Origin of the sequence: Mesorhizobium sp. M7A.F.Ca.CA.002.04.1.1 (assembly GCF_004022805.1) — a bacterium.
Lineage (GTDB): Bacteria > Pseudomonadota > Alphaproteobacteria > Rhizobiales > Rhizobiaceae > Mesorhizobium > Mesorhizobium ciceri.
In genome coordinates this window covers 1-5783 of the sequence record NZ_RZPL01000344.1, presented here as the reverse complement: position 1 = coordinate 5783, position 5783 = coordinate 1, and the positions used below count along the sequence as shown (strand labels likewise).

Below are 5783 nucleotides of genomic sequence, written 5' to 3'. Positions count from 1 at the left end.
GATCAATGCGGGCTGCCCGCAGGATCTGTCGCTCGACGCCTTCCCGGTGGGCGCGGCGTCGCGCACCATCCTGGGCAAGACCGAGATCGTGCTGTTGCGCACAGCCGCCGATGCCTTCCGGGTCGAATGCTGGCGTTCCTTCTCGGACTATGTCTTTACTTTCCTGTCCGAGGGATCGCGCGACGCGGCGGTCTGAACTCGGAACGTTTTGCAGGGCACGCTCGTTCTGCATCCGCACGCCGAGGGAGAAATGCCGATGCCGTCGAATTCCGCGCCGAAGTCGCCGGTCAAAAAGACATCGGCCGTCCGCTCGCTCGAACATGAGCGACATGAAGCCCCGAGCGCCGAAGAGGAACTCGAGGAAGGCCTCGAAGACACGTTCCCGGCCAGCGATCCGGTATCCATTACCGGAACCGCCATCCCCGGCGCACCGGCGAAACCGGGCAAGGCCAAGACCGTGCCGGGGCGCAAGAAGCGCAAGACCTAGTATTCCATCGGGCCCGATCGCATCGGACCTTCTCAATCTCCTTGGGCGTGCTATTTAAAGCGCTTTGGGAGATGAAAATGCCGACAAAAGCGATCGTTTGGGGCGAGAACGTCCACGAGCAGACCAATGAAGCCGTGCGCGAACTCTATCCCTTGGGGATGCACGGCACCATCGCCGCCGCGCTCAACCAGGACAAGGGCATCGAGGCGGCCACCGCCACCTTGCAGGAGCCCGAGCACGGCCTGAGCGAAAAGCGCCTGGCGGCCACCGACGTGCTTTTGTGGTGGGGCCACGCGGCGCATGGCGAGGTCAAGGACGAGATCGTCGAGCGGGTGCAGAAGCGGGTCTGGGAAGGGATGGGCCTGATCGTGCTCCATTCCGGCCACTACTCGAAGATCTTCAAGCGGCTGATGGGCACGCCCTGTTCGCTGAAATGGCGCGAGGCGGGCGAGCGCGAGCGCGTCTGGGCGATCAACCGCGGCCACCCGATCGCGCAAGGCATTGGCGAGTGCCTGGAGATCGGCGAGACCGAAATGTATGGCGAGCCGTTCGCGGTGCCGGAGCCGCTGGAGACGGTGTTCGTCTCCTGGTACGAGGGCGGCGAGGTGTTCCGGTCAGGGCTGACCTACCAGCGCGGCGCGGGACGGATCTTCTACTTCTCGCCCGGCCACGAAACCTATCCGATCTATCACAATGAGGGCGTGCAGCAGGTGCTGCGCAACGCCGTCCATTGGGCGCACAATCCGGCGCCGGCCTGGTCCGGCATCACCAATGCGCCGAACGTGCCGACGGATGCGGCCAAGGAGAAGATCGTGCAGAAGGGGCTGCGCCTGCATGCCGATGGCGACAAGGGCCTGAGCTGATTGGGGCGGCCTGAGCTGATCGGGCCTGAGTTGCCCAAGGCGTGAGTTGATTTTGGGGGCTTGGGGCTAATGCATCGAATTCTTCTGCTCGGCACCGGCGGTATCGCCGGGCATCATGTCGAGGAGTTTGCCGGGATTCCCGGCTGCAGCATCGTCGCCTGTGTCGACCAGGTGCCCGGTCGCGCTGCGGCGTTCGCCGCGGCCAGCAAGATCGGCGATTCTTTCGAGAGCCTGGAGGCGGCGATCGCCTGGGGCCAGTTCGATGCCGCCATCAACGCGACGCCGGATGGTGCCCATAGGGCGACGACGCTGGCGCTGCTCGGCGTAGGAAAACATGTGTTTTGCGAAAAGCCGCTGGCGCCGAATCATGCCGACGCACTTGCTATGACCGAAGCGGCCGAGGCTGCCGGGGTGATCAACATGGTCAACCTCACCTATCGCAACTCACCGGCGATCCACGAGGCGCGGCGCATGGTTCAGGCCGGCGAGATCGGCGCATTGCGCCATGTCGAGGCGAGCTACCGGCAAAGCTGGCTGGTCAGCAAATCATGGGGTGACTGGCGGGTCGAGGACAAATGGCTGTGGCGCTTGTCCAGCCGGCACGGTTCGACCGGCGTGCTGGGCGATGTCGGCATCCATATCCTGGATTTCGCCACCTATGGCGCCGGCCAGGATATCGTCAGCCTGCATGCCGATCTGGTGACGTTTCCGAAGGCCGAGGGCGAGCGCATCGGCGACTATGTGCTGGACGCCAATGACAGCGTGGCAATGACGGCGCGGCTCGATTGCGGCGCGCTCGCCACGATCGTGGCGAGCCGCTACATGACCGGTCACGCCAACGATCTGTCGCTGGCCCTGCACGGCACCCAGGGCGCCATCAAGGTCGAGACCGACGGCAAGGCATCGAGCCTGTCGGCCTGCCTCGGCGGGGATGTCGATCTTCAGCGCTGGCGGACTTTGGATCTGCCCAGTGTCAAGCGCAATGCGCGACGCTTTGCCGATGCGCTGGATGCAGGCCGGAATGGCGATCCGTCGTTCCGGCGCGCCGCCGACATGCAGAAGCTGATCGACGCAGCCTTTGAAAGTTCAGCGGCGAAGCTGCCGATTTCGGTCGCTTGAAGCTGGCCGACTTGTGCCGGCCAGACGTGATCTTTGCTGATATCAGAATGCGCTCGGCACAATCCACGGATTGATGCTGATGCCGAGCCGCGGGCCCTTGCCTTCAGCGGTGTTTTCCGTGGCACCCTTCTTCTCGACCGAACCGGTCGAAGCGCAATCGAGCTTCAGGTTGGTCTTGGTGTCAACGCAGGCCGCCACCGGCGCATGCTTGACCGGATGGGTGGTGTTGGCGGCGAAAGCCGAGCCCGAAAGTGCCAGCACGGCGGCGAGGGTGAGGAGTGTCTTTTTCATTGTCAGTCTCCGGTTTCCGGGTCGAATTCAATTCGTACCGACGGGTGAATTTTTCTCGTACATGTACGATAGACTGTACATATACGCCGTCGATTGGGAATTCAAGGGAAAACCGTACGCGTACGATAAATTTTTCGTTAACCAAGAAATCCCCCCAGGGTCTGGCTGGGGCGGAGAGAAAATATGGAAATGAAAGGTCAGCAGTTGACCGGTGTCTCGGTCAATGGCGGGACGTTTTGCGTGCTGAGCGTGGCGAGCGTGAAATCGCACATCCGCTTCACGAAGGCCTGCGGGTCGCCGAAGGGGTAGAATGGAAAGGTGATGAGCAGCGAGATCGTGCCGTGGCCAACCGCCCACAGCATGGTGGCGATGGCGCGCGGATCGCCCTGCAATTTTCCGGCGGCAACGCAGGCCTCGACCCGGCTGATCAGCGCCTTCATCGCCGGGTTGCTCTCTTCCATGTCGTCGTAGCTCCTGCCTTCCGGCAGCTTGGTCTTTTCGGTCATGAATACGGTGCGGTATTCGTTGGGATTGCCGAGCCCGAAGGCGGCATATTCCGTCATCACCGCCTGCAAGGCTGCGATCGGATCATCGGACGGATGCTCCTCGATGCGGCGAGCAAGCGTCTCGAATGCGTCCTCGGCCAGAGCGAACAGGATGTCCTGCTTGTCGGCGAAGTAGGAATAAACGGACATCGGGGCGTAGCCGACCCGCTTGGCCAGCTTGCGGATGGTCAGGCCCTCATAGCCCTCTTCCTGGACAAGCTTATGCGCGGCCTCGAGCAATTCGGAGCGCAGTTCTGCTTTTTGTTTCTCGCGGCGTGTCTGGACGCTCTGCGGCAAGATCTGGTGCCTTCGGTTGGGTTGGTGGCTGGCTAAATTATATACGCTGTACGGAAACGGACAAGGGCACGGGAAGTTCCCAAACGGTATGCTTCGGATCGTGCCGACGCTTTTCGAATTTTGGCAGCCCCGTGATCAGCACCGTTCCTCTCTCGAAATGGCCCATCACGCCTCCCTGTCGATCAGTTCTGCGGCAAGACACGAAAGCAGTTTCACCGCCTCGCCATAGGTTTTCGCCTTCTCGGGATTGGAGGCGTTGCCGTCCAGCGCCCGCTTGAAGACGCCCTGGCAGATGGCAGCCAGCCGGAAGAAGGAAAAGGCGAGGAAGAACGTCCAGTTGCCGATACCGGTGAGCCCGCGCCGCCGGCAGTAGGCGGCGACGTAGTCCTCTTCGGAAGGCAGGCCGAGTGCGGAACGATCGATACCGCCCAGGCCGCGAAAGCCGGAAGCGTGCGGCAGCCGCCATTGCATGCATTGATAGGCGATATCGGCGAAGGGGTGGCCTGATGTCGAAAGTTCCCAGTCGAGCACTGCCAGAACCGTTGGCCGGTCCGGCGCGAAGATCAGATTGTCCAGCCGGTAGTCGCCATGGACCAGTGAGATCCGGCCGTCATCTACGGGCATATGCGTTTCCAACCAGGCAATCAGCCGGTCCATGTCGGCGACGGTGCCGGTTTCCGAGGCACGGTACTGGCTCGTCCAGCGCGCCAGTTGGCGCTCGAAATAATTGCCCGGCCGGCCGAAATCGCCGAGCCCCACAGTCTCGACATCGACCTCGTGCAGGGCGGCGAGGGTGTCGTTCATGGCATCGTAGATGGCGGCGCGTTCATCATTGTCGCCAGCCTCCGGCAGAGCCGGATCCCAGAAAATGCGGCCGTCGAGGAAATCCATCACGTAGAACATGCGGCCGATGGGCGAGCCTTCCGCCGACAGATGCAGCATGGCCGGCACAGGCACGGCGGTGCCGGCAAGCGCGCTCATCACCCTGAATTCGCGGTCGACCTGGTGCGCCGATTTCAGCAATTGCCCCGGCGGCTTGGCGCGCAGCACGTAACGGCCGCTTGCCGCCGTCAAAAGGTAGGTCGGGTTCGATTGGCCGGATTTGAACTTCTCGACTGCCGCAAGCCCGGAAAAGCCCGGTATGTTCGCCTCGAGGTAAGGCGCAAGCGCTGCCTGGTCGAGAACGGGATCACTCATGCCGTCTCGGGCTGGCGTTCGATCAAGGTCAGCGTCAGCCAGCGCGCGGTCAGTGCCGGCTTCTTCGAACCCTCGATCTCGATCGTCACGTCATGCGCGGTCTGCACCCAGCCCGACGGCCTGACCTTGACGTCGGCCAGCACGAAACGCGTGCGGATGCGCGCGCCGGTTTTCACCGGCGCCAGGAAGCGCAGCGAATCGAAGCCGTGGTTGACGCCCATCTTGCCGTTTTCCAGCGGCGGCATGGTCTCGAAGGTCATCGCCGACAACAGCGACAGCGACAGGAAGCCGTGCGCGATGGTGCCGCCGAACGGCGTTTCACGCATCGCCCGCTCCGGATCGCAGTGGATGAACTGATGGTCGTCCGTGGCGTCGGCGAACTGGTCGATCATGCGTTGCGTGACCACCCGCCACGGCGACACGCCGACCTCCTTGCCGACACTGGCCAGAAGCACATCGAGACTGATCGGTTCCACGCTCATGTCCTCCAGTTCACCCCCGGCTTCTGTGGCCGGAAAATGTCATTCCTTGAACAAGGTCAGCCCATGCTGCACCGACTGTCCGCCGTCGATCGGCAAGATGGCGCCAGTGACATAGCTGCCTGCACGGCTGCACAAATAGAGCATTGCGCCGGCGATGTCATCCGGTGCGCCGATACGGCCGATCGGAACATGGCTGCCGACGTGCCTGGCCTGTTCCTCTGTGGCGGTGGCAAATGCCGTCATCCGGCTCTGGAAGGGGCCGGGGGCAAAGGCGTTGACGGTGATGCGGCGGGCGGCGAACTCGAGCGCCAGTGTGCGCGTCAGATGATGAACCGCAGCCTTCGAGGCGGTGTAGGAATAGGCGTCGTCGGCCAGCGGCTGCGTGCCCATTACCGAACCGAGGTTGATCACCCTGGCCGGATCGGCGTCGCTGGCGGCGGCATCGAGCAGCCGCAGCAATTCGCGCGTCAGATGGAAGACCGCGGTGACGTTGACGCCAAAC

At 62.9% G+C, this 5783-nt stretch carries 9 protein-coding genes; 4 read left to right on the top strand and 5 right to left on the bottom strand.

Translation table 11 applies throughout. The features are described from left to right. The 4 genes from ENZ75_RS18410 to ENZ75_RS18395 all read left to right on the top strand — a co-directional run. On the top strand, nt 1–196 hold a 196-nt coding region (locus tag ENZ75_RS18410), incomplete at its 5' end, for a sarcosine oxidase subunit gamma family protein (RefSeq protein ID WP_281061250.1). Nucleotides 197–256: 60 nt separating this feature from the next. Next, nucleotides 257–487 (top strand): hypothetical protein, encoded by a 231-nt coding sequence (locus ENZ75_RS18405; RefSeq protein WP_024502775.1) that lies wholly within the window; start codon nt 257–259, stop codon nt 485–487. 77 nt (nt 488–564) lie between these two features. Then, on the top strand, nt 565–1350 hold the full coding sequence (locus ENZ75_RS18400) for a ThuA domain-containing protein (protein ID WP_027161369.1): 786 nt from the start codon (nt 565–567) through the stop codon (nt 1348–1350). Nucleotides 1351–1419: 69 nt separating this feature from the next. Beyond that, a complete protein-coding gene (locus tag ENZ75_RS18395) occupies nt 1420–2469 on the top strand; it encodes a Gfo/Idh/MocA family oxidoreductase (RefSeq protein ID WP_063168971.1) in 1050 nt (349 codons plus the stop codon). 42 nt (nt 2470–2511) lie between these two features. Here the strand turns inward: ENZ75_RS18395 and ENZ75_RS18390 are convergent, their stop codons facing one another. The 5 genes from ENZ75_RS18390 to ENZ75_RS18365 all read right to left on the bottom strand — a co-directional run. Further along, the gene (locus ENZ75_RS18390) at nt 2512–2760 is read right to left on the bottom strand and encodes a DUF680 domain-containing protein (RefSeq protein ID WP_013529664.1); all 249 of its coding nucleotides are present in this window, start codon (nt 2758–2760) and stop codon (nt 2512–2514) included. Nucleotides 2761–2957: 197 nt separating this feature from the next. Beyond that, nucleotides 2958–3602: a TetR/AcrR family transcriptional regulator gene (locus ENZ75_RS18385; RefSeq protein ID WP_013529665.1), complete on the bottom strand. Its 645-nt coding sequence runs from the start codon at nt 3600–3602 to the stop codon at nt 2958–2960. A gap of 165 nt (nt 3603–3767) precedes the next feature. Continuing rightward, complete coding sequence (locus ENZ75_RS18375) at nt 3768–4799, bottom strand: phosphotransferase family protein (protein ID WP_063168970.1); 1032 nt, start codon at nt 4797–4799, stop codon at nt 3768–3770. Next, nucleotides 4796–5281, bottom strand: a complete 486-nt coding sequence (locus ENZ75_RS18370) for a MaoC family dehydratase (protein WP_263484965.1) — start codon at nt 5279–5281, stop codon at nt 4796–4798. Before ENZ75_RS18370 ends, ENZ75_RS18375 begins: the two co-directional genes overlap by 4 nt. Before the next feature lie 39 nt (nt 5282–5320). Beyond that, the coding region (locus ENZ75_RS18365) for an SDR family oxidoreductase (RefSeq protein WP_128278227.1) at nt 5321–5783 on the bottom strand (463 nt) is incomplete at its 5' end.